This window comes from Flagellimonas chongwuensis, from assembly GCF_013376415.1.
Taxonomy (GTDB): domain Bacteria; phylum Bacteroidota; class Bacteroidia; order Flavobacteriales; family Flavobacteriaceae; genus Flagellimonas; species Flagellimonas chongwuensis.
Genome location: NZ_WYET01000001.1, coordinates 683866 through 710466, shown reverse-complemented (window position 1 = coordinate 710466; position 26601 = coordinate 683866). Strand labels below are relative to the sequence as shown.

Sequence of the window (26601 nt, the reverse complement as noted above, 5' to 3'; positions counted from 1 at the left end):
AAATAATTCATCAGCAATTGCAAAATTCGTCATATTTCCTCATAATACAAATGTAGCACTTACGGTGATTAAACAGTATCTTAGTCGTTCTTAAACCTATTCCAAAAATGAAATTTATCCTTTCCATTTTAGCAATGTTCACCGGGCTATTTTTGACCGCCCAGACCAATACGTATGAAATTTCTTTTGACAATGCCGTGCATCACGAAGCAGTTGTTGAAGCTACTTTTCCCGACTTAACTTCGGACACCGTTGAGTTTAGGATGAGCAGAACGTCCCCAGGACGTTACGCGCTTCACGAATTTGCCAAAAATGTATATGGTTTCGAAGCTACGGACAGTAAAGGAAACACATTGACGGTTACCAGGCCCAACCCTTATGCTTGGCATGTCAGCGGACATGATGGAACCATCAACATCAAATATATTTTGTTTGCCAATCGCGGTGGCGGCACCTACTCTCAAGTGGATGAAACACATGCCCATTTGAATATTCCCGCAACTTTTATGTTTTCGCCCGAACTCAGTGAACGCAAACTTGAAGTGACATTCAATGTACGCGAAGATTTGGATTGGAAAGTAGCTACACAGCTTCCAAAGGTTTCAGAGAATACCTATTCGGCCCCGAACCTTTATTATTTTATGGACAGCCCAACGGAAATCAGTAATTACATGCTTCGCTCTTTTAAAGTGGATGGAAAAACAATCAACCTTGCTTTGCACCACAATGGTACGGAAGCAGAAGCTGATACATATTTCGAAAAAGTAAAAAAAGTGGTTCTCGCCGAAAAAGAGGTTTACGGAGAGCTTCCCGAGTTTGATTATGGCAATTACACTTTCTTGGCCTGCTATATTCCCAATGCCTCCGGTGATGGTATGGAGCACCGTAATTCCACCATTTTAACCAGTACCCGTAGTTTGGCCGATGGAGGTATGGAACGTAATATCGGGACGGTATCCCATGAATTTTTTCATGCGTGGAACGTGGAGCGTATCCGCCCTAAAACTTTGGAACCTTTTGACTTTGAAGAAGCCAATATGAGCGGGGCTCTTTGGTTTGCCGAAGGGTTTACCAGTTACTACACCGGATTGATTTTGTGCAGGGCCGGACTTGAATCTCCTAAAGAATACGTAGAAGGGTTGGCAGGAACCTTCAATTACGTTTGGAACTCTCCAGCCCGCCAATTTTTTAATCCGATTGAAATGAGTTTTCAAGCGCCTTTTGTGGATGCCGCTACTTCTGTTGACCCAGTAAACCGGGAAAACATGTTCATCTCTTACTATTCCTACGGAAGTGTATTGGGTCTTGCGTTGGATTTGTCGCTAAGAGAGAAAGCTTTAAACCTTGACGATTATATGAAGCTCGTTTGGGAAAAATATGGTAAAACGGAAATTCCATATACCATCCAAAACCTTCATGATGCCTTAAACGAATACGCTGGCAAATCTTTTGGAGACAATTTCTTCAATAGTTACATCTACAAAAGTAATATGCCCGATTACAAAGCGCTAATGGATTCGGTAGGGGTTATCTTGGAACAACTGGAAGCATCACCATATTTTGGGGCCTACGTCTCCATGGGAGCTGACGATTCGGGGTATGCGGTACGTAGAAACACTTCCATTGGAAGTCCGGCATACGAAGCTGGTCTTGACAATGGTGATATTATTCTGAGCATTAACGACAAACCTGTTACGACAGGTCAATCTTTTGAAGATTATCTGGCTCAATTAAATTTAGGCGAACCTGTAGAGGTTAAATTTTCTAGATACGGAATTGAGAAAACAACGGAAATGGTCCTGACACCTAGCCCAGATTACACGTTTAGTTTGATGGAGGATAAGGAAGCAAAACCATCCAAAAAGATGCTAAAGCAACGAAAAGAATGGCTTAAGGTGGAATAAATGGTCATTTACAAACAAGCGGACTCTTTGAAGGAACTGGAACAGATTCTAGAACTTCAGCAGCGAAATTTACCTAAAAACATAAGCGAAGACGAAAGCACAAAAGAGGGTTTCGTGACCGTGGAACACACCTTGGATGTACTGCAAGCCATGAATGAGGTGTGCGGACACATTATTGCCGTGGATGATAATAAGGTGGTAGGTTACGCCTTGTGCATGCACCCAAGATTCGGTAACGATATTGAAGTACTTCGCCCCATGTTTCAAGAAATCGATAAAGTACTTGAGAGAAAGGTCAACTATATGGCCATGGGGCAGATTTGTATAGCGAAAACCCATCGAGGACAAGGTATTTTTCGAAAGCTGTATCAAACCATGAAGGAGAAACTGCCCAAGGGTTTTGATACCATAATCACCGAAGTGGATGGCAAAAACAAACGGTCTTTGGTGGCGCATACGGCTATAGGTTTTAACACCTTGACCATATACAATTCAAATGGAAAAGAATGGCATGTGTTATCATGTTATAAATAAAAAAGCCGCTCCTTTTGGAGCGGCTTTTTTATTGTGAATCTATTCATTTACCCTAGTCGGCCAAAACAATCACTTTATTGTCTTTCATTTCGACCGTGCCGCTTGAAATGTTCAAGATAGTTTCGCCATTGCTTCCTTTGGAAAATTTATCCGCAAAGGCTTCATCAATGGTGATATTACCTTTCACTTTTACTTTTCCAGCTTGCAAAAGAGACACGATTGCTGCGTGGTTCTCCAGCATCTGAAATTCTCCATCCACTCCAGGTACGGTAACCGAGGTTACCTCGCCTGAGAATAAAGTGGCTTCGGGTGATACTATTTCTAAATACATATTTATTAGTATTGAGATATTAGATATGAGTAGTGAGATGTGCGTAGTTGAGATTTCTAACTACTCAATACTAGCATCTCAAATCTTTTTTATGCTTCCGCCAACATTTTTTCTCCAGCCTCGATAGCTTCCTCGATGGTTCCTTTAAGGTTAAAGGCAGATTCTGGTAGGTGATCTAATTCACCGTTCATAATCATGTTAAATCCTTTGATGGTCTCTTTAATATCCACCAACACCCCTGGAATACCTGTAAACTGCTCAGCTACGTGGAAAGGCTGAGACAAGAAACGTTGTACACGTCTAGCTCTACCTACGGCCAATTTATCCTCTTCAGAAAGTTCTTCCATACCTAAGATGGCGATAATATCCTGAAGCTCTTTGTAACGCTGCAACAACTCTTTTACACGTTGCGCACAATCGTAGTGCTCTTTGCCCAAAATGTCCGGAGTCAAAATCCTAGAAGTTGAATCCAAAGGATCCACAGCAGGATAAATACCCAACTCGGCGATTTTACGTGAAAGTACTGTTGTAGCATCCAAGTGAGCAAATGTTGTCGCTGGTGCTGGATCCGTCAAGTCATCCGCAGGAACGTAAACCGCCTGTACAGATGTAATGGAACCTCTTTTTGTTGATGTAATCCTTTCCTGCATGGCACCCATCTCTGTTGCCAATGTTGGCTGGTAACCTACCGCAGATGGCATACGACCTAAAAGTGCGGATACCTCTGAACCTGCTTGGGTAAAACGGAAAATGTTATCTACGAAGAAAAGAACGTCTTTTCCTTGACCTTCTCCTGATCCATCACGGAAATATTCAGCAATGGTCAAACCGGACAATGCCACACGAGCACGTGCTCCTGGTGGTTCGTTCATCTGACCGAACACGAAGGTAGCTTTGGACTCCTTCATTGCTTTTTTATCCACTTTGGACAAATCCCATCCTCCTTCTTCCATGGAGTGCAAGAAATCGTCACCATATTTTATAATACCAGACTCCAACATCTCACGAAGCAAATCGTTTCCTTCACGAGTACGTTCTCCAACACCTGCGAACACGGACAAACCACCGTGGCCTTTTGCAATGTTGTTGATCAACTCCTGAATCAATACCGTTTTACCTACCCCGGCACCACCGAACAATCCAATCTTACCACCCTTTGCGTAAGGCTCGATAAGGTCGATTACTTTGATACCTGTAAAAAGTACCTCAGTGGAAGTAGAAAGGTCTTCGAATTTTGGCGCTTCCCTGTGAATTGGAAGTCCATTGTCTCCAGTTTTAGGCAATTCCTCCAAACCATCGATGGCATCACCGATCACGTTGAAAAGACGTCCGTAAACATCTTCACCGATTGGCATTTGAATTGGATTACCGGTAGCTACTACCTCAACTCCTCTACTCAATCCATCGGTAGAGTCCATAGAAATGGTTCTTACGGTATTCTCACCAATATGTGATTGTACTTCCAAAACCAATCTTGAGCCATCAGCTTTTGCAATTTCAAGGGAGTCGTAAATTCTTGGGATCTCTACCCCTGAATCAAACTCAACATCAATGACCGGGCCTATAATTTGGGCAACCTTACCTGTTACTTTAGACATTAGTATGTTTATTTATAATTGAATACGCGGAAAATGACCGCTATTTTTTCGGCTGCAAAGATATGCTTTTACATTTTTATTCAGAAACCGATTTCAGCTTTTTTTTAAAGAAAAAAGGCGTTAGAAATTCCAACGCCTTTAGTTTTGCTTTTTTACTGTCAATTAAGGATTTATGGTCCAAGATAAATAGTAAATCGAACCTATGAACCCTGTACCGATGGCAGTGTAGTACTCATCGCCCAACAGGTTAGATCCTCCCAGTTTGAAAATAGACTTTATGGATGGTACGGAGTAATTGACCTGAGCATCCAAAACGGTATAGGCAGGAATATCTCCATCTGCGAAGGAGGCCTCCCAGAAATAGCTATCGCTCCACCTGTAGTTTACATTGAAACCGAAGTTTTTAAACAATGCCGCATTACCAAAAGATGCTTTCACCTTGTGCTTTGGGGTGTTAAAATTGGTCCTAAGGTCTGGGTATCTTCCTTCGTCGATATCCAGCTCAGCAAAGGTATAGTTTACTCCCAAATCAAAGTTTCCAAGTTTGGTGTCTACGCCGACGGTAGCGCCATAAGAGTTAATGTCTGCTTCTGAGTTGGTATAGGTTTGATAGACTTGAAAATCACCATTCTGTAAAGCCAACAAGGAAAGACCCCCGTCTCCTGCTTCACCGTAGAATGGAACTGCAGTGGTTGTATTCGCTAAAAAGTTGGAATAACTGTTGTAATATCCACTTAAATCGATAGTAAATTTACCCACTTGACCTCTATATCCGGCCTCAAAAGCGGTAATTTCTTCTGGCTGCACCAATGGTGTGTTCACGGCCTCAGGCGCTCCTGCCTGCAAGGAAGCTGTTGAGTATGCATTCTCATATGCATCCCTTCCCACAAGCTCTACCGTGGATTGACCAATAAGGGCTTGGCCACTTTCACTAACTTCAAAAGTACGTACATCCCTATCCAAGTTGGCCGGTGCGGACCCTACCAAGATAGCACGGCCTGCATTCAAGCCGATGAACAAATCCTGAGTGGTCGGGTTTCTGAAACCTTGCTGCACGGAAACCCTTAAGTTATGATTTCTTTCTTCTCCCAAGGTATATGCGAACGAAACTCTTGGTGAAAGGAAACCATCAAAAAATTCGTTTTTATCATAACGGGCAGAACCGGTAAACTTTAAACGGTCGTCCAAAAACTTTTTCTGAACTTGAAGGTAAGCACCGTATTCGTTGTATTTGATAGGTCCATCAATATCCGTAAAGATGGTTCCTTGGGAATTCAATTCATATTCCCTGAACGATCCACCGATTTGAATATCGGCCCAATCATCAATCAAATGGGCGATGTTATAATTACCGTTTACGTGACGGAACTTGGTCTTATCAATAAATTTGGCTCCCGTAGTCAAATCTCCATTGTTAATTACAGTGTTGAAAGCACTTTCAAACGCTGGGGTTCCCGGAATCAATCTGCCTTGGTCGGCCGCCTGTCTACCTGCAATGTGGGCTTGTGCAGAAGCCTCTTCCGGGGACAATCCTGCTCCTTGAATACCTCCTAAATAAGTGGGAATGTAAGCGCCAGCATAATCCGTAAACCATTGGGTATCCGATTTCCATGCCCTGTTTACGTTGATGGCCGCAAAGCGAGTATCGTATGCATCACCCGAGTTTTCAGAAACAATGTAACCCCTAACAAAGAAATTGTCGTTTTTAATTTCCAAACGGTGCTGCTGCATGGTAAAACCTGCTACGGCATAACGGTTGGCACCTTGATAAATGGTGGTACCTCTACCTATTCTACTGTTCAGAATCACTTCTAAATCATCGGCGAAGGGCCTGATGTGGACAGCGAAATCTGCTTTTACACTCTCTGCATTATAATTTGCCAAATCGGCTTCATCATAACCTGTTCTGGAAATAGTGGCTGAACCGACTGTTCCAGATGGGAATCCCGCAGCTGCATCAAAATCCAACGTTGTAGAAACCTCATCACCATATACGTTCAATCCATCATAAGCGGGATTGGAGCGGTCAGCTCCGGGATTGTTCAAATCCACTCGGCTATTGGCATGCCAATCTTCACCTGTCAAAACGGAAAGGTTGGCTTTAACAGCAACCTTATCGCTAAATGCGTGTGCCGCTCTTACACCAAAATCTTTATAGAAATTGCTCCCGGCAGCATCTTGAGTAGTTACCCCACCTTTGGCATAGGCGCTAATACCTTGAAAATCGAATGGGTTTTTGCTTGTCATGAACAAGATACCGTTAAATGCACCCGCACCGTACAATGCAGAAGATGCACCAGGTAATATCTCAACGCTCTGCACATCCAGTTCGGACATCCCCACCAAGTTACCCAAGACAAAGTTAAGACCGGGGGCGGTGTTGTCCATCCCATCTACCAATTGCAGGAACCTGTTGTTGGCAAATGTGGCAAAACCCCTTGTGTTGATGGACTGGAACGTTAAACTGTTCGTGTTTATATCCACTCCCTTTAAATTTTGAAGCCCACCATAAAAGGATTCTGCAGTGGTATTCTTGATTTCCTTTAGTCCAAAACGCTCCACCGATACAGGGGATTCAAAAATACGCTCGGGCGTCCGGGATGCAGAAATTACAATCTCGTCCAACATGGTGTTGGCCTCCGAGAGAGTAATAGTGAGCGTTTGGTTGTTTGATGTAACATTTGTTATAAAATCCGAGAAGCCAATACTTGAGAATTGAAGTCTAAACGGAGGGACTTCGTCCGTATTAAAAGTAAAATTTCCATCAAAGTCCGTAGTGGTTCCTTCCGCTTTCCCTACCAGCAATACATTAGCTCCCGGTATGGGCTCATTATTTTCATCAACTACCTTTCCCTGTACGGTGGTTTGACCATAGGACGCCAAACCCAGCAGCATTAGGGAAACAAACATAAGTTTTTTCATTTGCTATGGATTAGAGTTAATTTAGTTTTTGTGCGTGTTAAGTATCAATCGGGAAGATACATTTTTTTTTATTCCGATGATACAAATTTGAAAAAAATTATGCATGCATAATACTTTTTTGGCAAAAAATCCTATTCAAATATACGTATTCAGCAAAAAAGGCACTGTTTCCAGCGCCTTTTCAATCCAATATATATGTTTTGTAAGTCTTACTCGACAGTCACCGATTTTGCCAAGTTTCTTGGTTGGTCCACATTGCACCCTCTCATTACAGCTATATGGTATGATAGTAATTGCAATGGTATGGTGGTCAGAAGCGGAGACAGACTTTCCGATGTTTCCGGGACTTCAATTACGTGGTCTGCCAATTCTTTTACAGTTTGATCGCCTTCTGTAACAATAGCAATAATCTTACCTTTTCTAGATTTGATTTCTTGAATGTTACTGACCACTTTTTCGTAGTGGCCTTTCTTTGTAGCAATCACCACAACCGGCATTTGCTCATCGATAAGGGCAATTGGACCATGCTTCATTTCAGCCGCAGGATACCCTTCGGCATGGATATAGCTAATTTCCTTCAACTTTAAAGCTCCTTCCAGTGCTACAGGGAAATTGTAGCCCCTACCCAAATACAAGCAGTTCGCTGAATCCTTATATGTTTCTGAAATTTCTTCAACCAATGGATTGGACAACAGTGCTTTTTCTACCTTAGTGGGTACTGCCTCCAATTCTGCCAAATATTCGTGGTATTTGGATTGGGACAATGTTCCCTTTTCTTGCGCCAATTTCAAAGCAATCAAAGTCAATACTGTAATCTGGGTAGTAAACGCCTTGGTGGAAGCCACACCTATTTCCGGTCCAGCATGCGTGTAGGCCCCTGCATGGGTCTCCCTTGCTATAGATGAACCCACCACATTACAAACTCCAAAAACAAACGCTCCTTTTTCCTTTGCCAATTTAATCGCTGCCAAAGTATCTGCGGTTTCACCGGATTGGGAAATGGCTATCAAAACATCCTTTTCGGTTATTACTGGGTTACGGTACCTGAATTCCGAAGCATATTCTACCTCTACCGGTATCCGCGCCATGTCCTCAAAAATATACTCCGCAACCAAACCTGCATGCCAAGAGGTACCACAAGCAACTATTATAATCCTATTGGCATTTAGGAATTTTTCCAAGTTTTGGTCTATCCCTGCCATTTTAACTATGCCCTTGTCCGCCAATAGACGTCCACGGTATGTATCCTGTATAGCCTTGGGCTGCTCGTAGATTTCCTTGAGCATAAAGTGGTCGTAACCACCTTTTTCTATCTCTTCCAGATTAAGCTGGAGCTCCAAAATGTTCGGATAGGCGATGGCATCGTCCTTGATCTTACGCATTTTGATTTCCTTGCCTATTCTTATAATGGCCATCTCCTCATCTTCGAGATAAACGGCATTGTTGGTAAACTCTATAAATGGAGAGGCATCAGAGGCAATAAAATATTCATTTTCCCCGATTCCGATTGCGAGTGGGCTACCCAATTTGGCAACTACGATTTCATCCGGTTTATTTTTATCAAACACTGCAATGGCGTATGCCCCGACCACTTGGTTCAATGCAATTTGTACGGCTTTTCCAAGTTTTACCCCTTCTTTGTTCTTAACTTCCTCTATCAAATTTACAAGCACCTCGGTATCCGTATCGGACTCAAAAGTGTATCCCCTTTTAATCAATGCCTGCTTTATGGATTCATAATTTTCGATGATTCCATTGTGAATAATCACCAAGTCACCTGAATTTGAGTAATGCGGGTGGGAGTTTACATCGTTTGGCACACCATGGGTTGCCCATCTTGTATGGCCAAGCCCCAATTTACCATTGGTAGGGATAGTGGCTTCGGCCTTGGTTTTTAAATCCTCGACCTTTCCTTTTGTTTTGGCCAAATGAATGTTTTTTCCATCGAACAAGGTCACCCCGGCACTATCGTACCCTCGATATTCGAGTCTTTGCAAGCCTTTAATGATTACCGGATAGGCGTCTCTATGTCCGATATAACCAACTATTCCACACATAAGATTTTTTTTAAGTTAATAACCATTTGGGGGTTAGTCATCAAAATTAAAAGGTTTGGCTTAAAATGTCAGATTAAGATGTTTTAAAACGATGAACGTTCAAAAAACCACGATAAATCAATCCCAATTAGTTGGCCTGAGTGTAAAAAATTTCCAGTTTTAGTTTTTTATCCTCAAACTCGTTGGACACATTGCTTCCATAAAGAACAGTGCCCAAAGGACTAACTGTTCCGGCAATGGGATAATCGACTCCTTGCATGTCAGTACCAATCGCTTCCCGAAGTCCAAGCAAGGCCATATTAGGCGTTAATGTCAACCCTAATCTTGCATTCGTGGAGTCACGAACTATAATATTGTTGATATGCTCTGTAATACGTATTTTATATTTTACTCCCCTATTATTTTCTTGCTCCAATATACCACCATGATTCAGATAATATTGTAACGGGTTTGTTCCTCCATTTATATTAGGATCTTCGTTCGAAGCATCGAAAATTGGTCTGTTTGTTTCTGCATTGTAGATGTAAAGCCTTGGTGGTTCAACTACCGAAGCATCCACAGCCTCTTGATCCACATAGAATACAAGATTGGCCTCGTTGATTATCCAACTGTTCTGTTTAATCTGATTGATTACATCTTCCCCACCATTGATTACCTCGTCAAACAAACGTACCTCTGTAACGGCAGCACCTCCCTTTACATAAATTCTAGAAGCGTTTTCTCCATTGTCCATTGCGCTTACCGCCTCTGGGGGCAACATTTCATTCTCAAAAACATTTACTGCATTACCAGTAACCCCTGTCTGTTGTGAACTAATCAAAAAATTCAAGACGAAGTCTTTTTCCTCCGTAACGGTCTCTTCGGCCTCGGCATCATAGTCATCGTAAGTATAGGTTATGGTAATGTTTGCGCGGGTGAGATCCAACAAAAACATTAATTCTTCCATATCTGTTCCCGTCAAATGCACTCCCCGAAGGAAATTTTTAAAATTTGAATTGTTCAACAGCTCAGACTGACCTTCTTTATCCAAAATATTCTGTTGGAAAAAATCAGGGTTCAAAGGAATATGAATCCCCGGAGGTATTCTATCATCTACAACAGTTTTCGATTCGTCCACATCGGTATCGGGATCATCCTCAGCCATTACAACTGTCTCAATATCATCAATTATAACAGTGTTTTGACCTGTAATGGTAAGCTCTTCACCAATAAAGCTGGAGAAATCCTGGTTGGAGTAATATTCTTGTGCTTCCTGAAAGTTTGAATTTGGGTCCAAATCCCTAAGAAAGTAGTTAGACCGTGAGACTACGATATCAAAAGTTTGGTTTCTATCTCCGTATATACTATCCAAATCGAACCTATTGGGATATACATTGGGAGTAAAATTGTCTCCGGTTCCATCTTCATCGGGATTATACGGATTAGAACCGATTATTCTTTCTTGATTATCAGATACACCGTCACCATCCCAATCAGAGTTTGGGTCATCGGCATCATCTCCATTTTCAAGGTCGTCAGGAACTCCGTCACCATCCCTATCGGGTGAGGGAGCGGTTAAAAAAGGAATGTTTAAATATACCTCGGTTACGGTCTCATTCTCTTGGTCGTTATCGGGGTCATCCTCACTTGCTTGTGACAAATCCCCAAATGTTGGTGAACCCGCACTCAATTGAAGCTGCGAAATAATACTCGCCTTTCTCTGACCATATATGGGGTCGTTGAAGGTACCTAGTTGATACACGGGCAGCCTATTGGTCTGAACAGCGGTTATGCCCTTGTTGTAGGCAAATACGTCATACTCAACTTTACCTGTTGTAAATGGCTCACCATCAATAACGCCTTCTCCTATGGTATCCAACTCCTCTTCACAAGAGACAATTAGTAAAAACAAAGTTCCAAACAGTGCCGAAACCTTGAAAATATTGGAAAATCTCATTCAATCTATTTTAAAACCTCTGTATTGTAGAAATTCGTGTATGCCTCTTCCGCTTCTTGAAGGGAAACGTAGGGCAAAACTGGTACGGAAAGATTGTCTATATGGCTTTTTAGGTCATCGGACAAATCATCCGCGGCTAAAATAACGGCATCGGAATGATCTACGGCAACCTTTAACAAATTATTATACTCGGGCTTGGACAGCGCGGAAACCTCTTCTTTGGCGATCCCGTCAAAAGCAATTTTATCTATCATCGCAGCATCGAGCTCTCCTTCAAAATCCTTTCCATAAACGGAAGTAACTATCCTACTCTCTGAGAACAATGGCTCATCTGCATAGTATTTTCTCAGGTATAACGGGACCATGGAGGCCATCCAGCCGTGCACATGGATAATATCCGGGGACCAGTTCAATTTTTTCACCGTCTCCACAACTCCTTTTGCAAAGAAAATGGCACGTTCGTCATTATCAGGGAACAAATTCCCGTCGGAATCGGCAAATGTGGCCTTTCTTTTAAAATATTCGTCGTTATCTATAAAGTAGACCTGTATTCGTTCCTTTGGTATGGAAGCCACCTTTATGATCAAGGGCATATCCATGTCGTTGATCACCAGGTTCATCCCCGATAAACGTATTACCTCATGTAATTGATGCCTCCTTTCGTTGATGTTTCCGTACCTTGGCATAAAAATGCGGATTTGGCCACCATTGCTGTTCACCATTCTTGGTGCTTCATACGACATTAAGGAAACAGGATTCTCTGGGAGGTAGGGAACTAATTCAGAAGATACAAACAATACCTTTTTACCATTCATAAACGCTTTCTTTTGTTTATCCGAAAAACATAGCTGCAAAAGTACAAAAATTATGCTGATTAGCTGTATTTATAGTATTTTTGCACCCTTTTGTACCTGTATATGAAGATATTCGACCTTAAAAAAGAACTAAACGCCTTTACCAATGAGCAGCGAAAAAAAGACCGCAGCATTGGTCTTGTACCCACCATGGGCGCGCTTCACACGGGTCATATCTCCTTGGTAAAAAAAGCACTTTCGGAAAATGATTTGGTCATTGTCAGTATTTTTGTAAACCCTACTCAGTTCGACAAAAAAGATGACTTGGACAAATATCCAAGAACATTCGAGAAAGATATTGAGCTCTTAAAGCAGGTTTCGTACCAAATTGTAGTGTTTGCACCTACTGTGGATGAAATTTACGGAGGTGATATCACTTCTGAATCCTATGAGTTCGATGGTTTGGACAAGGTAATGGAAGGGGAATTTAGAACAGGCCATTTTGATGGTGTCGGCACTATCGTGGAGCTTTTGCTCAGAACCGTAGCCCCGGACAAAGCCTATTTTGGCGAAAAGGATTTTCAGCAACTACAGATTATCCGAAAAATGTCCGAGATCAAGAATTTACCCTACACAATTGTTGGATGCCCCATTGAACGGGAACCGAATGGCTTGGCCATGAGCTCCCGCAACGAAAGACTGTCAAAAAAAACCCGCGAAGAGGCTGGTTTTATTTATAGTATGCTACAATCTGCCAAAACAAAATTTGGCACGGAAAGTGCAATAGATATTACGGATTGGGCAACATCTGAATTTGAACAACACCCCTTGTTTGACCTCGAATATTTTGAAATCGCCGACGAGAACACATTAACGCCGGCCTTAAAAATTCAGGACAACCAAAAATATAGAGCATTTATCGCCGTTTACGCAGACGGTGTTCGCTTAATTGATAATCTAAGATTGAATTGATAATTTTGCACCATGCGAGTAGAAGTCGTAAAATCTAAAATACACCGAGTAAAAGTTACCGGGGCAGACCTTAACTATATAGGAAGCATTACCATAGACGAAGATCTTATGGATGCCGCCAATATAATTAGGGGCGAAAAAGTGCAGATCGTGAACAACAATAACGGCGAACGATTGGAAACTTACGCCATTCCCGGCCCCAGAAATTCCGGGGAACTTACATTAAACGGTGCCGCAGCCAGAAAAGTGGCCGTGGGAGACGTATTGATCCTGATCACTTATGCATGGATGGATATCGAAGAGGCAAAAACATTTAATCCAGCATTGGTTTTCCCCAACGAAGAAACCAATCTACTCCAATAAATTTTGGGCAAATCCCTCAAAAAATTCCTTAAAATATTCGTGCCCATTGCATTTGGGCTGTTTTTGGTTTGGTATTCATACAACTCCACCACTCCAGAGGAACGAAAACAAATCATCCACTATATTTCCAATGCCAGTCCATTATGGGTGTCGATTTCCGTAATCATTGGCATATTAAGCCACATTTCACGAGCCATTCGCTGGAAATACCTTTTGGAACCCTTGGGCTATCGCCCCAAGACCGTCAACACCATATTTATTGTATTGATATCCTATTTCGCCAATTTGGGAATACCCCGTTCCGGTGAAATATTGAGGGCCACCGCACTCACTACTTACGAGAAAGTTCCTTTTGAAAAAGGATTTGGGACCATAGTAACCGAAAGGGTCATCGATTTGTTGATGCTCTTGATCATCATTACGATCACTTTGGTGCTTCAAACCGACTTCATCCTTGGCTTTTTGGAAGAAAGGGGCGTGAACATTATCGGTGCTATAGGAATATTGCTGGTGGGTATCGTAGGACTCTTTTTAGGGTCTTATATCATCCGTAAATCCAAATCACCTTTGGCCATCAAACTCAAGGAATTCCTCAACGGATTAAAAGAAGGTGTGCTCAGTCTTTTTAAAATGAAGAACAAGTGGCCGTTTATACTTCATACTTTGTTTATCTGGATAGCCTATTTTGGCATGTTCTGGGTCATAAAATATACCGTAGAAGAAACCATTCCACTATCCCTTGGCGAATTGTTGGTTGCCTTTGTGGCCGGTGCCTTTGCCATGTCCACTACCAACGGAGGAATTGGCCTTTACCCCATAGCTGTGAGCGCAGCCTTGGGCATTTATGGCATCAGTTCCGTTTCCGGTGATGCATTCGGGTGGATCATGTGGATAGCACAGACGTTGATGGTCGTAGTTTTCGGTACAATATCCTTCCTAGTATTACCGTTATTGAATAGAAATCGGTAAGCCCCAGCCGCCTAAATCTTAACCAATGAAAAAATGTCTATTTCTACTGATAGGCCTTACTTGCTTGAACCTGAGCGCTCAAGTAAAAAAAGAAATATTTGAGTCCTTCAAACTTCAAGAACGAAGGGATGTTTCCTACTATTTCCCCGAAGACTATTCCGATGAAAAAACATATCCATTGATAGTTGTGTTGGACGCGGAATATTTGTTCGACCTTGTTGTGGCCAATGTAAAGTTCCAAAGCAAGTTCGACCGAATGCCGGAAGCTATTGTAGTGGGCGTTGACCAACTAAAAAACGATTTGCGCTGGGAAGATTGTGATTACGAAGAAGTTTCCGGGCTCCCCACTGAAAAAGGTAAAATGTTCTACGAATTTTTAGGAACCGAACTGATTCCCTACTTGGCCACCACTTACAACATTGCGCCTTTTAAAATGTTTGTCGGATACGATATTACGGCCAATTTCGGCAACTACTTTTTGTTCAAGGACCAATCCTTCTTTAACTCCTATATCAGCATTTCGCCTGTTCTCGCCACCGAAATGGAAAGCAGGGTCCCTGCACGACTATCCGAATTGGACCAGACCATTTTTTACAATCTGATTGTAGAAAAACAACCTACGGACGATAGGCAACGAATTCTTCAAATGAATGCCAGTATCAACTCCATTACCCGAGAATCACTACATTACTTTTTTGATGAATACGAAAAAGCAGACCACACCTCCATTGCAGCATATGGTATAAGCAAAGCTTTTGATAATGTGTTCAGCATTTACAGACCGATTACCCCTGCCGAATACAAATCCGATATATTGACATCGGAAGAACCAGTTTACAATTATTTGGAGAATCGTTACGAAACCATTGAAAATCTGTTCGGTTTTGAAAAGCCGGTGGAACTTAACGATATCATGGCCATTTATGCCGCCTGTCTGAAAAAACAAGACTATGAATCCCTAAAACCATTGGCAGAACTCTGCAAAAAACAATTCCCAGAGACCATGATGGGCTTCTATTTTGAAGCCGAACACTATGAATTTATCGGGGAGCCCAAAAAAGCGTTCAAAACATTCGAAAAAGCATTCCAATTGGAAGAAATCGACTTTTTGACCAAGGATATGGCCCTGGAAAAAATTGATGCGCTCAAAGCGGACTTTGGATACTAGAACCTTGGATTATTGGATTGATCCGATATTTGGATCGACTTGACTAAAAATCTATCGGTCCAAAAATCCAAGAATCTAAAAAACCATCCAATCCATCATCTAAATCCATATCTTTAGGCCCCTCATTTAATTTGAATGGCCAAGACCAAAACAGCATTTTTTTGTCAAAACTGTGGAACCCAATTCCCCAAGTGGGTAGGGCAATGTTCCTCCTGCAAGGAATGGAACACCATTGTGGAAGAAGTCGTCCAAGAAGAGGATAAAAAAAGTTGGAAGGCCGATACCGTAGCCAAACAGGCAAACAAGCCGCTTCGGGTTTCTGAGATTACCCAAGAAAAAGAACTCCGTTTGGACACGTTGGACCAAGAATTCAATCGTGTTCTGGGTGGTGGGCTTGTACCAGGATCTCTAACTTTGTTAGGAGGTGAACCAGGCATCGGAAAAAGTACCTTGCTGCTCCAGATTGCTTTGAAGCTGCCTTATAAAATTCTCTATGTTTCAGGCGAGGAAAGTCAAAGGCAAATAAAAATGCGTGCGGACCGTATTCAACCTAACAGCGAAAACTGCTACATCCTTACCGAGACCAAAACACAGAATATTTTCCAACAGGTTTCGACCATCGAGCCCGATTTGGTGGTCATCGATTCCATTCAGACCCTGCACACCGATTATATCGAATCCGCTGCGGGAAGCATTTCCCAAATTCGCGAGTGCACCGCCGAGCTCATTAAGTTTGCAAAAGAAAGTCACACCCCGGTGATTTTGGTGGGACACATTACCAAGGATGGCACCATTGCCGGACCTAAAATTTTGGAGCATATGGTCGATACCGTCCTTCAGTTTGAAGGCGACCGAAACTATGTGTACCGTATTCTTCGATCCCTTAAAAACCGATTTGGTTCCACTGCCGAGCTTGGTATTTACGAAATGCAGGGAAGTGGACTACGCGAAGTGAACAACCCGTCGGAGGTACTGATCTCCAAAAACGACGAAGACCTCAGCGGGACCGCTATTGCTGCCACCGTGGAAGGTATGCGACCCTTGCTTATCGAGATTCAGGCTTTGGTAAGCACCGCCGTTTATGGCACGCCCCAGCGCTCTGCCACTGGGTTCAATGCCAAACGTTTAAACATGCTGCTGGCTGTTCTGGAAAAACGCGCAGGTTTCAAATTGGGAGCCAAAGATGTGTTCTTGAATATTACAGGTGGAATCTCCGTGGACGACCCTGCTATCGATTTGGCCGTTATGGCCGCCATTTTATCCAGCAACTCCGATATCGCCATCGAAAAAGGCATCTGTTTTGCCGCAGAGGTTGGACTGGCAGGAGAAATAAGACCCGTGCAACGTGTGGACCAACGCATTCTGGAAGCGGAAAAACTGGGCTTTTCCAGAATATTTGTCTCAAAAAACAACAAGATTGGACTAAAACAGTCTGGTATCCAGATTCAAAAAGTCTCCAAGATTGAAGATGTAGTCGCCCACCTCTTTGGTTAACCTCAATCTAGTTTATCCGATATATAATTTGGAAGCAATGACTTGGCCATATTTCGTTTGTTCTTATAACTGTGTTTTTCTTTTGAAGTATCCATGTGGTAAACAAGGTTGTCATGTAGGTAGAACATGAGTAACCTATTAAAATCATCCAAGGTTTGGTCGTCAATCATATGGTATAGTTCATCCTCAAACTCATTCACATCCTTGCTTTCGGAAATAGCTCTGCCCAACCTTCCTATATTGCCAAAGTAATGTCCTTCAGCCGTATTACTGGCCCTAAGTGCAGTCCCTAACAACAGTTCCTTCACTTCAATATCCAACTCCTCCAATTCTCTGATATAAGTTTTTCTTGCTTCCCACGCCCAGCTACCATCGGAAACCCTGTTTACATTATCGTTGAGCACATTTAGGTGAGACCTGAGAAATATATTCCAATTGACAGATTCCCCCGCCAACTGGGCTATGTTCATTGCGTGGATTCGTGGGCTATCGTCCATACTGCATTGCCCCACAACAATTCGGTTTCTTTTAAGGGTCAGTGATTTTGATGGTGATAGATAATGCGCCACATAATATTCAAATTCATCCGTGGAACTTTGGTTTTTCAATGCCTCATCATAAGCCCTGTTCAACAATCTTTTAAATTCAGGCTTTTTGGATAGCTCTAATTTCACAAAACCCTTTTTTGCATTTTCCCAACGCTGTAAACTATCATACCTGGCCATGGTTTCTTCCTGAGACATATTTTCATCATATTCCAATTCGGGTGGCTTTACTACATATTCATCAGTAATAAAGTTCATGAATTTTTCTTGTTGAATCCGTGTAGAATCATTTTCTGAATACCATCTCATTCGTGATGCATCGGCAGTGAAAATTTGGCTTGTCGTATCGATAAGGCATTCCGAATATTGTATCATTCTGGAATATCTCTCGGGTATTTCGAAAGTTTCGAAAGGTCTTTCCAAATAGACCAACCATGTTCCTTTTCCTCTATTTGACCATACCCAATTCTTTGAGTGGGATGTAGGCCATTCAGCCAATGCCATTTCCAAACTTGAACCATCGGGTCTCTCTCTGATGCCCACCATTTGTTTTTCATTGCAATCCACATAGTCATACTTTGACAAAAGCACTAAATCATCTTTGTCAAAATCATATGAATATTTCTTCTCAAAGTCCTTGAGAGAAATATTGGCTTTCAAATCTTTGGCTAATACACCCCAATTAACCTCTCTCATATGGAATATCCTTCCTTTTGTCTGTTCTGTAGAGTAGAATTTTTTCTCATAGTCGCAAACTCTAAATTCTTCATTCTTATCCCCTACCATCCCTTTTAATTTCTCCATCGCTCTTGGAGAATAGATTAACCCATTTTCGTAAGTTGGAAATTCTTGTGCACTTAAGTTTAAACAAATACCGAAACAAATAATAAGACCGAACTTTTTCATAATTACCAGGTTTAGTTTCCTAAGTTTAAGAGTTACTCCTTTCTGTTTCAATTCAGAATGAGTGAATGCCTTGTTTGAATGAGTAAACCTGCCAACGCCAGTTTCGGATAATTCATTTATATTTAAAAAACATTCAAACTGCGAATGAAAAAATATTTACTGCTGATTCCCCTATCCCTTCTCATTTCCTGTAACGATTCAAATCCAACTGATACGGACAAGGCCTATTTCACCACATGGGAGCATTATTTGGGAGACCCCGAACGGACACATTTTTCCAACCTTGACCAAATTGACACCACAAATATCTCCCAATTAAAACTGGCCTGGAGCTATAAAAGTGGAGGGCTGCAAGAAGGTAGAACCACACAGATACAGACGAGCCCCTTAATGGTCGAAAATGTCCTTTACGGGGTAAATGCAGCTATTGAGCTCTTCGTCATCGATGCCAAAACAGGAGAGGAAATCTGGAAATTTTCACCAAAAAGTAAGGATGAATCCGGTTTAGGCCTAAATCGTGGCTTAAATTATTGGAAATCTGATGGCAAGCATCCCAGTCGAATCTTTTTCTCATCAGGACCAAAACTCTATGCCATAAATGTTGAAACGGGCCAACCCATTTCAAGTTTTGGCAACAATGGAAGTGTAGACCTTAGGGAAGGTTTGGACAGAGACCCAAGCAAATTGTCCGTGGTCTCCAACTCGCCGGGGGCGGTTTTCCAAAACATATTGATTCAGGGCACCCGAGTGGGCGAAGGACCCGGCTCTTCTCCGGGACACATTCGCGCCTACGATGTGCTCACCGGCGAAATTTTATGGACGTTCCACACCATTCCACAACCTAGAGAGTTTGGTTACGACACTTGGCCTGACGAGGCATATAAAAAGGTCGGCGGTGCCAATAGCTGGCCCGGCATGGCATTGGACAACGACCAAGGCATTGTCTACATTCCCACCGGTTCAGCAGCGTTTGATTGGTATGGGGGCGACCGCGAAGGGTCCAACCTTTTTGCAAATTCGCTTTTGGCTCTCAACGCAAACACCGGGGAACGCATCTGGCATTTTCAAATGGTGCACCACGATATTTGGGATAGGGATTTGCCCGCACCACCCAATTTAGTTGATATTGTTAGGGACGGAGAAACCATCCCTGCCGTTGCTCAGGTTACCAAAAGTGGCCATGTATTCGTGTTTAATCGAATCACTGGGGAACCCTTATTCCCTATCGAGGAAAAAGCCTATCCAAGCTCCAAGTTGGTTGGAGAAAAAGCATTTGAAACACAGCCATTACCATTAAAACCAGCACCATTTGCACGACAAATTTTAACAGAAGAGGATTTATATGCCCCAGACCGGACTGCCTTTGTGGATGATTTGGTGCCAGGCAACGAAACCGATAAAGCACCCACTGTGCTAGAAAAATTCAACTCCATTACATCACAAGGGCAATTTACCCCCATGGATACCACCGGAGTGATTCTATTTCCAGGGGCCGATGGTGGTGCCGAATGGGGCGGGGCCGCACTTGACCCCCGTGATGGTGTAATGTATGTAAACGCCAACGAAATGGCTTGGATCATTAAGATGAAAGAAGTTGGTGGCGGGTCGGAAGGCTCAAGCGTTGGTCAAAGTTTGGCACAAATTCACTGCGCTAGATGCCATGGTGGCGATTTGCAAGGTTTGAACGGAATCCCTGAACTTCAAAATGTGAAGCTAAGGTTAGAAACCGACTCAATAAAAACCATTATCAAAAAAGGCCGCGGTGCCATGCCGGGCATGCCCAATCTTTCTGAAGAAGAATCCGCTGCCATTGTAGAGTTTTTAATGGGTATGGAGAAACCCAAAGACCATAGGGTTGAAGATACAAAAATAGACGTGCCCTATTCCATTTCCAGCTTTGCAAGATTTAAAGATGACAGGGGCTATCCCGTGGTAAAACCGCCATGGGGAACTTTGAATGCCATCGACCTCAACTCAGGTGAATACTTATGGACCGTACCTTTAGGGCACGAAGAAAGTTTGAACGACCCCAACATTCCCGTTTCAGGGCTGGAAAATTATGGGGGACCTGTTGTCACCAAAGGTGGCGTGCTTTTTATTGCGGCTACCAAGGATGAAAAAATACGGGCGTTCCACATGAAAACGGGCAAAAAACTTTGGGAAGACCAACTACCTGCAGGTGGGTATGCCACACCTATCACTTACCAAGTTGATGGCAAACAATACGTAGTGATTTCCTGTGGTGGCGGCAAAATGGGCACCGTCTCCGGTGATGAATACCGTGCTTACTCGTTGGAATAACTAAGGCGCTGGATTCGGAATAGCGTTGTGGATTTCCTCAATGCCTTCCAATACCTCATCGGAGAGCTCCACATGAATACTTTCAATGTTTTCCTTGAGCTGTTCCATGCTGGTAGCGCCGATAATGTTACTGGTCAAGAAGGGTCGTGTATTCACAAAGGCCAAGGCCATCTGTGCCATGCTCAAACCATGGGTTTTTGCCAATTCTGCATATTGTTCAGTTGCGGCAACAGCTGTATCACCGCTATATCTACTGTAATTTGGGAACAAGGTCACCCTCGCCTTTCTCGGCGGAATATCGGTAAGGTATTTTCCGCTCAATGTTCCGAATCCAAGAGGGGAATATGCCAAAAGCCCAATCTGTTCCCGCATGGAAATTTCGGAAAGTCCCACCTCGAACAAACGGTTCAAGAGGTTATATGGATTTTGAATGGTCATCATTCGGGGCAAGGATTGGTGTACTTTGCTTTCTTCCAAATAGCGCATGGTGCCCCAAGGGGTTTCGTTTGATAAACCCACATGTCGAATTTTGCCTTCAGAGATCAAATCCCGTAATGTTTCCAACACTTGGTGGATATTATCATCCCAAACATCGACCGCATGGGCATTGTATCCCCGCTGCCCAAAATAATTGGTGTTACGCTCCGGCCAATGGAGCTGGTATAGGTCAATATAATCCGTTTGTAAACGCTTCAAACTGCCTTCTACAGCACTGATAATGGATTCCTTGCTAAAGCCTGTGCTGCGTATATGCTTTGCAGCATGTCCGGGTCCAGCAATTTTGGATGCCAACACCACTTTGTCCCTGTTTCCTGATTTTTTGAACCAGTTTCCAATAAGTTCCTCGGTTACGGCATACAGCTCCTTTTTTGACGGTACCGGATACAATTCGGCCGTGTCGAAGAAATTCACTCCTTCATCCAGCGCATAATCCATTTGTTCGTGGGCTTCATCTTCATTGTTCTGGCGTCCCCAGGTCATGGTGCCCAAGCAAATTTTGGATATTCGGATATCGGTATGTGGTATTCTGGTATATTTCATCTGTTACAATTTAGGACGCTTAAAGATAGTCAAACAGAAGTATCGGACATTACGGAACTGTTATTAATCCACCTCCAACAAAATAGGACAATGGTCACTATGTTTAGCTTCGGACAAAATCACCGATCGTTTCAACCTATCCGCCAAAGGTTCCGCTACCATGCCATAATCTAAACGCCATCCTTTATTATTGGCTCTTGCGTTGGCCCGGTAACTCCACCAAGTATAATTATCAGGTTCTTTGTTGAAGTGCCTGAAACTGTCAATAAAACCACTTTTCATAAAACTTCCTATCCATTCACGTTCCACGGGTAAAAACCCGGAAACGTTTTTGTTTCGGACAGGATCATGGATATCTATTGCCTCATGACAGATATTGTAATCTCCCAAAACGATCAAATTTGGGCGCTCCTTTCTAAGTTGATCCGCATATTTCTGAAAATCGGCCATATACATCAGTTTGTGGTCCAAACGAGCCAAATTGGTTCCAGAAGGCAAATACATGCTCATTATAGAAAGGTCTCCATAATCTGCACGGATATTCCTCCCCTCAAAATCCATATAATCGATGCCCGTTCCAAACTCCACATGGTCAGGTTGCTCTTTGCACAGCAATGCCACTCCACTATACCCTTTTTTTTGGGCACTGAACCAATAGTGGTATGGATAGCCGGCTTCTTCAAAAAGATGGGTATCCACTTGTTCTTCCATGGCCTTGGTTTCCTGTAGACAAATAATATCCGGTGAAACAGCCTGTAACCAGTCCAGAAAACCTTTGTTCATTGCTGCACGGATTCCATTTACATTGTATGATGCAATTTTCATGTATTCAAATTTGTTCAAAAATAGCTATTGTAGACGGCTCCCAAAAATTGACTTTTGCAATGGTATCATCAATCTAAAGAATCTCAGGCTCCTTTCTTAAAGATTTCCCTTAATTTTAGGCAAATTTCATCCTCATGACCGCACTTGTTTTGATCGATGTCCAAAAAGGGCTTCAAGAAACCTCATTTTATGGCACGGAGCGAAACAATTTGGATGCTGAAAAAAATTGCGGGAAGTTATTGCGGTTTTTCAGAACAAAAAGTTTGCCCGTTTTTCATGTAAAGCATAATTCCTCCAATATCGATTCACCGCTATATCCCAACAAAATGGGCAATGATTTCCATCCGGAGGTACGTCCATTGATCAGTGAGCCGGTTTTTGAAAAAAATGTGAACAGTGCATTCATTGGAACAAATTTGGAAGCAAATCTAAAAGCAAAGCACATAACAGATGTGGTAATTGCAGGACTGACTATTGAGCATTGTATTTCAACTTCGGTTCGAATGGCCTCCAACTTGGGTTTTAATGTAATTTTGGTCTCGGATGCAACCGCTGCTTTTGATAAAATAGGATATGATGGCAATGCCTATAGTGCCGAGGTAATTTTTCATTCGGAACTCGCCAACTTAAAAGATGAATTCGCAACCATCATGGATACCGATACCTTGTTGGGCAAACTTGAACTTAACATTTAGTCACTATTTTTATAGCATTAAAAATCCAGTAATCCATATGGCACGATCAGTCTTTTTCTTTTTGTCTTGTTTGTTTTTTACAAACACACCCCTATTTGGCCAATCAGACCCTCTTAAAATTGGTATTGCTGGACTCACGCACACCCATGTACATTCTATTTTAGGCCGTGAAAATATTGGAGATATAAAAATTGTCGGCATTGCCGAGCCCAATCACGAACTTGCCCAAAAATATGTTGATCAATATGAGCTTTCCATGGATTTGGTCTACAACAGTCTGGAAGAAATGATCTCTGCCACCCAGCCAGAGGCGGTGACCGCTTTTGGCAACATATATGATCACCTGGAAGTAGTTCAAATCTGCGCACCAAAAGGAATACACGTAATGGTGGAAAAGCCTTTGGCCGTTAGTATGGAACATGCCAAAAAGATGAAAGACCTAGCCGAGGCACACAACATACATTTACTCACCAATTACGAAACAACATGGTATCCTACCAACCACCGGGCCAAAGACCTTTTGGACAATGGAAAAATTGGAGCACTACGAAAAGTGATTGTTCGTGATGGTCATCGAGGACCTGTAAAAATTGGTGTAAACGAAGAGTTTTTGGAGTGGCTCCAAGACCCTATTTTGAATGGGGGAGGTGCCATAACGGACTTTGGTTGTTACGGAGCCAATTTGGTGACATGGCTTAAAAAAGGGAAAAGACCCAATACCGTTACCGCCGTCACACAACAAATACAATCGGAAAATAATCCAAAAGTTGATGATGATGCCACCATTATCCTTACCTACGATGATTCACAGGCCATTTTGGAGCCTTCTTGGAACTGGCCCATAGGAAGAAAAGACATGGAACTGTACGGACTAACGGGAGCCATCTATGCGGATAACGGCAAGGACCTAAGAATTCGTATGGCAGAAGGGTATGATGGTTTTCAAGAAGAGAAAATGACCCTGCCCAAAAGACCTGCTCCTTATACTGATGGATTCTCATTTTTGGCAGGCGTAGTGAACGGTTCTATCAATATGGCGCCATTTGATCTTTCTTCTTTAGAAAACAATATGCTGGTCATTGAAATTTTAGATGCCGCTCGTGAAAGTGCTGAAAAAGGAGTTACTATCTTCCTCGAAAAATAATTTATTTTGCTAACGATTCCCTTAAATTCTATGAAATATTTACCCTGTGCATTATTTCTCCTTATCATGGCAGATATGATAGCGCAAGATACCCAGAAAGATTCCATAACCCGTTTGGACGAGGTGGTGCTGACCCAAGATGCCATCCCCAAAAAAGCCACGGGCATAACGATCTCTTCCAAAATAGCAGGACAAACTTTTGAACGGTTCAACCCTGTTGATATTCCATCGGCTATCAACCAAATTTCCGGGGTCTACATTCTTTCCGGAGCCATCAACACCAACCGTATTACCGTACGGGGCATGGGCGCCAGAACACCGTATGGCACCAACAAGTTGCGAATGTACTTTAATGGAATTCCTGTGACGAACGGAACAGGCTCCTCTACTATCGAAGCCTTCGATTTTGAGAATCTAGGCGCGGTAGAGGTTATCAAAGGTCCAAAAGCTTCAGCATTCGGGGCCAATCTGGGTGGCGCTATTTTACTGGACACCAAAGCGTCCGTTCAAAATAGGACCCAGCTTATCAATTCGTTCACAATCGGGTCCTACAATATGCTCAAGGACAACCTGACCTTCTCCCATTCGGAGGATGGCCTTGACATGTCCCTTAGCTATAACCATTTGGAAACCGATGGCTACCGACAGAACAGCCAGTTCCAACGTGATGGGCTGCTCTTGAACACCAAGTTGCGAACGGGACAAAAAAGCAGTCTTGCCCTTTTAATTAACTATATCGACTACACGGCGCATATACCGAGTTCCATCAATCTTACCGATTTTGAGGAAGACCCTACGCGGGCACCTTCGAACTGGTTTGAATCTCAGGGCTACGAAGCCAACAAGTATATTTTGACAGGCCTATCGCATTCTTATCAATTTTCAGAGCAGTTACAGAACACTACCAGTGTCTTCTACACCTATTTGGATCATTACGAACCCAGACCGTTTGACATTCTGGACGAATTCACCAATGGTTATGGTTTCCGAAGCCATTTTACGGGCAATTGGGGAAAGGCGGATATCAGTTTCGGTGGCGAGTTTTATAGGGACGAGTACCATTGGGGAACGTTTGAGAACCTTTACCAGGAAAATAACGGTAATGGAAGCCTGCAAGGCTCACAACTTAGCGACAATTCTGAATTTAGGAGACAGTTCAACCTGTTTGGAACCTTCACATATCCTATTACTGAAAGACTCTCCGGCCAAGTGGGCCTTAATTGGAACAAAACCCATTATGATTTTAGGGACCTCTTCGGCGATGGATCGGACAATGCCTCGGCCAAGCGTGATTTTGATGCCATATTGCTTCCGAACGCAGGGCTCTCCTATCAAATCAAAAATGGAAGCATCTATGCCAATGTCAGTAGGGGATTTTCCAACCCAAGTTTAGAGGAGACATTGACCCCTGGAGGTGTCATCAACCCGGATATTGCCCAAGAAACAGGAACTAACTATGAACTTGGTACCGATTGGATGCTACTGCAGAAAAAACTATCGGTCAACCTTGCGGCATATCGAATGGACGTGAAAAACCTTTTGGTGGCCCAGCGGGTCGGTGAAGACCAATACATAGGAAGGAATGCGGGGAAAACACGCCATCAAGGTGTGGAGGTTGATTTACTGTATAGAGGAAAGCTATCTCCAGCAATCACTTTTTCACCCTATCTCAGCTATACCCTGAACGACCATAGCTTTGTGGATTTTGTGGACGGTGACAACGATTACTCGGGCAATCCCCTCACCGGGGTACCGAAGAACCGATTGAGCTCAGGAATAGATTTTAGGCATTCCAATGGTCTGAGATTGAACCTGACCCATCAGTTTGTGGATGAGATTCCCATGACGGATTCCAATTCTATCACCAGTGATGCCTTTAATGTGTTCCACGCCAAATTGGGGTTTCGAACATCGCTTTCATCCAATATAAGTCTGGGGATGAACGCGGGCATCAATAATATTTTTGATATCAATTATGCCCAGTCCGTATTGATCAACGCTGTTGGATTTGGAGGGGCACAACCTAGATATTACTATCCTGGAAATGGACGAAATTATTTTGGAGGCCTACAATTGAACTATGTCTTCTAGTTTCACGTTGA

The 26601-nt window shown here is 42.8% G+C and carries 20 protein-coding genes; 11 read left to right on the top strand and 9 right to left on the bottom strand.

The window, feature by feature from the left end; all coding sequences use genetic code 11:
- The first annotated feature begins 107 nt into the window (after nucleotides 1-107).
- Both GUA46_RS03110 and GUA46_RS03105 read left to right on the top strand, forming a co-directional pair.
- Entirely contained in the window at nucleotides 108-1904 is a 1797-nt protein-coding gene (locus GUA46_RS03110) for a M61 family metallopeptidase (protein ID WP_176619251.1), read from the top strand.
- The gene (locus GUA46_RS03105) at nucleotides 1905-2438 is read left to right on the top strand and encodes a GNAT family N-acetyltransferase (RefSeq protein ID WP_176619250.1); all 534 of its coding nucleotides are present in this window, start codon (nucleotides 1905-1907) and stop codon (nucleotides 2436-2438) included. It begins immediately after the preceding gene.
- 52 nt (nucleotides 2439-2490) lie between these two features.
- On the opposite strand, the gene GUA46_RS03100 is transcribed toward GUA46_RS03105, so the two are convergent.
- The 6 genes from GUA46_RS03100 to GUA46_RS03075 all read right to left on the bottom strand — a co-directional run bounded on the left by GUA46_RS03100 (nucleotide 2491) and on the right by GUA46_RS03075 (nucleotide 12097).
- Entirely contained in the window at nucleotides 2491-2769 is a 279-nt protein-coding gene (locus GUA46_RS03100) for a F0F1 ATP synthase subunit delta/epsilon (RefSeq protein WP_108245845.1), read from the bottom strand.
- A gap of 89 nt (nucleotides 2770-2858) precedes the next feature.
- Nucleotides 2859-4367 (bottom strand): F0F1 ATP synthase subunit beta, encoded by a 1509-nt coding sequence (gene atpD / locus GUA46_RS03095; protein WP_176619249.1) that lies wholly within the window; start codon nucleotides 4365-4367, stop codon nucleotides 2859-2861.
- A 162-nt stretch (nucleotides 4368-4529) separates the two neighbouring features.
- Nucleotides 4530-7289, bottom strand: coding sequence for a TonB-dependent receptor (locus tag GUA46_RS03090; protein WP_176619248.1), 2760 nt, complete (start codon nucleotides 7287-7289; stop codon nucleotides 4530-4532).
- Between the two features lie 209 nt (nucleotides 7290-7498).
- Nucleotides 7499-9346 (bottom strand): glutamine--fructose-6-phosphate transaminase (isomerizing), encoded by a 1848-nt coding sequence (gene glmS, locus GUA46_RS03085; protein ID WP_108245842.1) that lies wholly within the window; start codon nucleotides 9344-9346, stop codon nucleotides 7499-7501.
- A gap of 127 nt (nucleotides 9347-9473) precedes the next feature.
- The gene (locus tag GUA46_RS03080; protein ID WP_176619247.1) at nucleotides 9474-11282 is read right to left on the bottom strand and encodes a DUF4270 domain-containing protein; all 1809 of its coding nucleotides are present in this window, start codon (nucleotides 11280-11282) and stop codon (nucleotides 9474-9476) included.
- A 5-nt stretch (nucleotides 11283-11287) separates the two neighbouring features.
- A complete protein-coding gene (locus tag GUA46_RS03075) occupies nucleotides 11288-12097 on the bottom strand; it encodes a glycogen/starch synthase (protein WP_176619246.1) in 810 nt (269 codons plus the stop codon).
- Nucleotides 12098-12199: 102 nt separating this feature from the next.
- Between GUA46_RS03075 and panC the strand changes: the two genes are divergently transcribed.
- The 5 genes from panC (at nucleotide 12200) to radA (ending at nucleotide 17042) form a co-directional block, all read left to right on the top strand.
- Nucleotides 12200-13048 (top strand): pantoate--beta-alanine ligase, encoded by an 849-nt coding sequence (gene panC / locus GUA46_RS03070; RefSeq protein ID WP_176619245.1) that lies wholly within the window; start codon nucleotides 12200-12202, stop codon nucleotides 13046-13048.
- Between the two features lie 12 nt (nucleotides 13049-13060).
- On the top strand, nucleotides 13061-13411 hold the full coding sequence (panD, locus tag GUA46_RS03065) for an aspartate 1-decarboxylase (RefSeq protein WP_176619244.1): 351 nt from the start codon (nucleotides 13061-13063) through the stop codon (nucleotides 13409-13411).
- 3 nt (nucleotides 13412-13414) lie between these two features.
- The gene (locus GUA46_RS03060; RefSeq protein ID WP_176619243.1) at nucleotides 13415-14380 is read left to right on the top strand and encodes a lysylphosphatidylglycerol synthase transmembrane domain-containing protein; all 966 of its coding nucleotides are present in this window, start codon (nucleotides 13415-13417) and stop codon (nucleotides 14378-14380) included.
- Between the two features lie 25 nt (nucleotides 14381-14405).
- Complete coding sequence (locus GUA46_RS03055) at nucleotides 14406-15548, top strand: alpha/beta hydrolase (protein WP_176619242.1); 1143 nt, start codon at nucleotides 14406-14408, stop codon at nucleotides 15546-15548.
- A 135-nt stretch (nucleotides 15549-15683) separates the two neighbouring features.
- The gene (gene radA, locus GUA46_RS03050; RefSeq protein ID WP_176619241.1) at nucleotides 15684-17042 is read left to right on the top strand and encodes a DNA repair protein RadA; all 1359 of its coding nucleotides are present in this window, start codon (nucleotides 15684-15686) and stop codon (nucleotides 17040-17042) included.
- 2 nt (nucleotides 17043-17044) lie between these two features.
- On the opposite strand, the gene GUA46_RS03045 is transcribed toward radA, so the two are convergent.
- Complete coding sequence (locus GUA46_RS03045) at nucleotides 17045-18391, bottom strand: hypothetical protein (RefSeq protein ID WP_176619240.1); 1347 nt, start codon at nucleotides 18389-18391, stop codon at nucleotides 17045-17047.
- Nucleotides 18392-18637: 246 nt separating this feature from the next.
- Between GUA46_RS03045 and GUA46_RS03040 the strand changes: the two genes are divergently transcribed.
- Nucleotides 18638-20794, top strand: coding sequence for a pyrroloquinoline quinone-dependent dehydrogenase (locus GUA46_RS03040; protein WP_176619239.1), 2157 nt, complete (start codon nucleotides 18638-18640; stop codon nucleotides 20792-20794).
- On the opposite strand, the gene GUA46_RS03035 is transcribed toward GUA46_RS03040, so the two are convergent.
- A complete protein-coding gene (locus GUA46_RS03035; protein WP_176619238.1) occupies nucleotides 20795-21835 on the bottom strand; it encodes an NADP(H)-dependent aldo-keto reductase in 1041 nt (346 codons plus the stop codon).
- 63 nt (nucleotides 21836-21898) lie between these two features.
- The gene (locus GUA46_RS03030) at nucleotides 21899-22660 is read right to left on the bottom strand and encodes an exodeoxyribonuclease III (protein WP_176619237.1); all 762 of its coding nucleotides are present in this window, start codon (nucleotides 22658-22660) and stop codon (nucleotides 21899-21901) included.
- A 134-nt stretch (nucleotides 22661-22794) separates the two neighbouring features.
- On the opposite strand from GUA46_RS03030, the gene GUA46_RS03025 reads away from it, so the two are divergent.
- The 3 genes from GUA46_RS03025 (at nucleotide 22795) to GUA46_RS03015 (ending at nucleotide 26590) form a co-directional block, all read left to right on the top strand.
- Nucleotides 22795-23355, top strand: a complete 561-nt coding sequence (locus GUA46_RS03025; protein ID WP_176619236.1) for a cysteine hydrolase family protein — start codon at nucleotides 22795-22797, stop codon at nucleotides 23353-23355.
- A gap of 37 nt (nucleotides 23356-23392) precedes the next feature.
- Nucleotides 23393-24499: a Gfo/Idh/MocA family protein gene (locus GUA46_RS03020; RefSeq protein ID WP_176619235.1), complete on the top strand. Its 1107-nt coding sequence runs from the start codon at nucleotides 23393-23395 to the stop codon at nucleotides 24497-24499.
- Nucleotides 24500-24565: 66 nt separating this feature from the next.
- On the top strand, nucleotides 24566-26590 hold the full coding sequence (locus GUA46_RS03015; RefSeq protein ID WP_229418420.1) for a TonB-dependent receptor family protein: 2025 nt from the start codon (nucleotides 24566-24568) through the stop codon (nucleotides 26588-26590).
- Nucleotides 26591-26601 lie beyond the last annotated feature (11 nt).

Bases quoted from the DNA above. Each gene is read 5' to 3' on its own strand.
- radA (WP_176619241.1), top strand. From the start codon at position 15,684: ATGGCCAAGACCAAAACAGCATTTTTTTGTCAAAACTGTGGAACCCAA.
- GUA46_RS03045 (WP_176619240.1), bottom strand. From the start codon at position 18,391: ATGGAGAAATTAAAAGGGATGGTAGGGGATAAGAATGAAGAATTTAGA.
- GUA46_RS03080 (WP_176619247.1), bottom strand. From the start codon at position 11,282: ATGAGATTTTCCAATATTTTCAAGGTTTCGGCACTGTTTGGAACTTTG.
- GUA46_RS03055 (WP_176619242.1), top strand. From the start codon at position 14,406: ATGAAAAAATGTCTATTTCTACTGATAGGCCTTACTTGCTTGAACCTG.
- GUA46_RS03105 (WP_176619250.1), top strand. From the start codon at position 1,905: ATGGTCATTTACAAACAAGCGGACTCTTTGAAGGAACTGGAACAGATT.
- GUA46_RS03020 (WP_176619235.1), top strand. From the start codon at position 23,393: ATGGCACGATCAGTCTTTTTCTTTTTGTCTTGTTTGTTTTTTACAAAC.
- GUA46_RS03035 (WP_176619238.1), bottom strand. From the start codon at position 21,835: ATGAAATATACCAGAATACCACATACCGATATCCGAATATCCAAAATT.
- glmS (WP_108245842.1), bottom strand. From the start codon at position 9,346: ATGTGTGGAATAGTTGGTTATATCGGACATAGAGACGCCTATCCGGTA.
- GUA46_RS03110 (WP_176619251.1), top strand. From the start codon at position 108: ATGAAATTTATCCTTTCCATTTTAGCAATGTTCACCGGGCTATTTTTG.
- GUA46_RS03030 (WP_176619237.1), bottom strand. From the start codon at position 22,660: ATGAAAATTGCATCATACAATGTAAATGGAATCCGTGCAGCAATGAAC.
- GUA46_RS03015 (WP_229418420.1), top strand. From the start codon at position 24,566: ATGGCAGATATGATAGCGCAAGATACCCAGAAAGATTCCATAACCCGT.
- GUA46_RS03040 (WP_176619239.1), top strand. From the start codon at position 18,638: ATGAAAAAATATTTACTGCTGATTCCCCTATCCCTTCTCATTTCCTGT.
- GUA46_RS03025 (WP_176619236.1), top strand. From the start codon at position 22,795: ATGACCGCACTTGTTTTGATCGATGTCCAAAAAGGGCTTCAAGAAACC.
- GUA46_RS03090 (WP_176619248.1), bottom strand. From the start codon at position 7,289: ATGAAAAAACTTATGTTTGTTTCCCTAATGCTGCTGGGTTTGGCGTCC.
- panC (WP_176619245.1), top strand. From the start codon at position 12,200: ATGAAGATATTCGACCTTAAAAAAGAACTAAACGCCTTTACCAATGAG.
- atpD (WP_176619249.1), bottom strand. From the start codon at position 4,367: ATGTCTAAAGTAACAGGTAAGGTTGCCCAAATTATAGGCCCGGTCATT.
- panD (WP_176619244.1), top strand. From the start codon at position 13,061: ATGCGAGTAGAAGTCGTAAAATCTAAAATACACCGAGTAAAAGTTACC.
- GUA46_RS03075 (WP_176619246.1), bottom strand. From the start codon at position 12,097: ATGAATGGTAAAAAGGTATTGTTTGTATCTTCTGAATTAGTTCCCTAC.
- GUA46_RS03100 (WP_108245845.1), bottom strand. From the start codon at position 2,769: ATGTATTTAGAAATAGTATCACCCGAAGCCACTTTATTCTCAGGCGAG.